The sequence below is a fragment of the Kitasatospora sp. NPDC057512 genome (assembly GCF_042802135.1).
Lineage (GTDB): Bacteria > Actinomycetota > Actinomycetes > Streptomycetales > Streptomycetaceae > Kitasatospora.
Map to the genome: position 1 here is coordinate 1 of NZ_JBHVET010000968.1, position 2571 is coordinate 2571.

3 protein-coding genes are annotated in these 2571 nt (G+C 73.9%); 2 read left to right on the forward strand and 1 reads right to left on the reverse strand.

What is annotated here, in order from left to right:
• Together ACFU6K_RS36365 and ACFU6K_RS36370 are read left to right on the forward strand one after the other, a co-directional pair.
• The coding region (locus ACFU6K_RS36365) for an alpha/beta hydrolase family protein (RefSeq protein ID WP_380670524.1) at positions 1–1055 on the forward strand (1055 nt) is incomplete at its 5' end.
• Between the two features lie 69 nt (positions 1056–1124).
• Positions 1125–1667, forward strand: a complete 543-nt coding sequence (locus ACFU6K_RS36370) for a HEAT repeat domain-containing protein (protein WP_380670526.1) — start codon at positions 1125–1127, stop codon at positions 1665–1667.
• A gap of 39 nt (positions 1668–1706) precedes the next feature.
• Here ACFU6K_RS36370 and ACFU6K_RS36375 read toward each other — a convergent pair whose 3' ends face one another.
• A complete protein-coding gene (locus ACFU6K_RS36375; protein ID WP_380670527.1) occupies positions 1707–2486 on the reverse strand; it encodes an SDR family NAD(P)-dependent oxidoreductase in 780 nt (259 codons plus the stop codon).
• Positions 2487–2571: the final 85 nt, after the last annotated feature.

Below are 2571 nucleotides of genomic sequence, written 5' to 3' on the forward strand. Positions count from 1 at the left end.
AGCTCGACCTGCCCCGGCCGACGGGGTCGCAGGCCGTCGGCCGCAGCACGCTGCACCTCGTCGACCGGGACCGCCCGGACCCGTGGGTGCCGTCCGCGGGGGCGCGGCAGTTGATGGTGTCGATGTACTACCCGGCCCGTCCCGGCACCGGCGGTCCGGCGACCCCGTACCTGACCACCGAGGAGGCCCGGCTGCTGCTGGACTTCCAGGTGCCGGGCGGCACCATACCGACCGAGACGGCCACCGGCCTCCACCCGTCGGCGCGCACCGACGCGCGCCCGGCGCCGGGCAGGTTCCCGCTCGTCGTCCTCTCCCCCGGGTTCACGCTCCCCCGCGGCACCCTCACCGGCCTCGCCGAGGACCTGGCCAGCCGCGGGTACGTCGTCGCCGCCGTCGACCACACCTACGAGACCTCCGGCACCACCTTCCCGGACGGGCGCACCCTGACCTGCGCCATCTGCCAGGACCTGAACGACGACAGGATCGCGGCCATCCCCCCGAGCCGGGCCAAGGACGTCTCCTTCGTCCTCGACCAGCTGACCGGCCCCCACCCCGCCTGGCCGCACTCCCGCATGATCGACCGCGACCGGATCGGCATGGCCGGGCACTCCATCGGCGGCAACTCCGCGGCCAGCACGATGGCCGCCGACCGGCGGGTCCGCGCCGGGATCAACATGGACGGCAAGTTCTTCGACCCGTTCCCCGCCGGCGGCCTGGGCGGGCGGCCCTTCCTGGTGCTCGGCACCCAGTCCGTCCACAACCCCTCGGGCTGGGACACCACGTGGAACGAGGCCTGGGCGCGCATGGACGGCTGGAAGCGCTGGCTGTCCGTGACCGGCTCCGACCACGGCAGCTTCACCGACGCACCACTCATCGGCGCCCGCGCGGGCCTGCCCGACCCCGAGGCCACGCTCGCCCCGCTGCGCGCCGAGAAGATCACCCGTGCCTACGTCGGCGCCTTCTTCGACCTGCAGCTGAAGGGCATCCCCCAGCGGCTGCTCGACCGCCCGTCGGCCGCGTACCCGGAGGTCCTCTTCCAGCAGCCCCTCCACTGAGCCCGGCGGCCCCTCCGCCGCTGCGAAATCCCTTTGCCCGGCCGCCCCGTGTGGTCCGACACTGAGGCCGTGCTCGGATTCGTCAGGACCGACAACGACGCCCTCGTCTCATGCCTGGGCGACCCGCAACGTGCCGTAGCGGCCTACCGGGAGCTGCTGCGGCGCGAGCAGGACGCGCTCGGCGCCATCCGCGCCGGCCTCTCCCACGAGAGCGCGGCCGTACGGGAAGGCTGCTGCCGGCTGCTGGACCACCTGGTCGACACCGAGTCCATGGGCGAGCTCATCACCATGGCCGACGATCCCGACGCCCGGGTCAGGATCGCCGCCTTCCACGCCCTGGCGTGCGACCGGTGCAAGGGGGACACGTGCGCACCGGGCGCGGACCGGGTCCTCGAACCCGCGCTGCGGCACCTGGCCTCCGACCCCGACCCGCTGGCCAGGGCGATGGCCGCCGAGCTCGTCGGCAAGTTCGCCCACACCGATGCCCGGGCCGTCGCCGCCTTGCGGACGTCCTCCGTGCAGGACCCGAGCCCGGCCGTCCGGAAGAAGGCAGGCTGGTTCATCCCCGGAGGGGCCGTCTACGAACGGACCGCCCCACGGACGCCCAGGTGACGGGACGGCCCTGACATCCCCGAGGGGAGCCCGGTCCGGTCACGCCGGTGGGATCGGGCCGAGGTAGGTGCCGCCGGAGGCGTCGATGGTCTGACCGGTCACCCAGCGGCCCTGCGGGCCCGCGAGGAAGCCCACGACGTCCGCGATGTCCTCCGGCAGGCCGATCCGGCCCAGGGCGGTGATGGACTCCAGTCCGGCCATCGCCTCCGGGGCGCTCGTCCACGCGGAGGTCATGTCGGTGAGGATCACACCGGGGTTGACGGTGTTCACGGTGATCCCGCGCCGGCCGAGCTCGTTGGCGAGCGGCGCGGCGAGGGCCACCAGCGCCGTCTTGCTGACGGTGTAGCCGATCTGGAGGGGCGAGCCGATCCGGGCGGCCGCCGAGGCCACGTTCACGATCCGCCCGCCGTCCCGCAGCAGCGGCAGGGCCCGCTGGATCACGAAGACCGGCGTACGGACGTTGATCGCCATCACCCGGTCGAACTCCTCCTCGGTGATCTGCCCGATCGAACCGGCCAGGTGGATGCCCGCGTTGTTCACCAGGACGTCCAGGCCGTCCTCGCCGCGCTCCGCCAGTCCGGCCGTGAGCCCCTCGAACAGCTCGTCCAGCGCGCCGTCCGTACCGAACCGGGCCCGCACCGCGAACGCCCGGCCGCCGGACTTGGCGATCAGCTCCACGGTCTCGGCGGCGGCCTCCTCGTTGCCGCCGTAGTGCACCGCGACCAGCGCCCCATCGGCGGCGAGCCGCAACGCGACGGCCCGCCCGATCCCGCGCGACCCGCCCGTCACCAGTGCCGTCCTGCCGTCCAGCTCGCCCATGGCCGCCGCTCCTTCGTACCGCCCCGGCCGAGTCCGGGGCCGGTTCCGGATCGTCACGGCCCGATGCCGGACAACCCCTCATACC

Excerpts from the sequence above, each read along its gene's own strand:
- ACFU6K_RS36375 (WP_380670527.1), bottom strand. The coding sequence starts at position 2,486 with ATGGGCGAGCTGGACGGCAGGACGGCACTGGTGACGGGCGGGTCGCGC.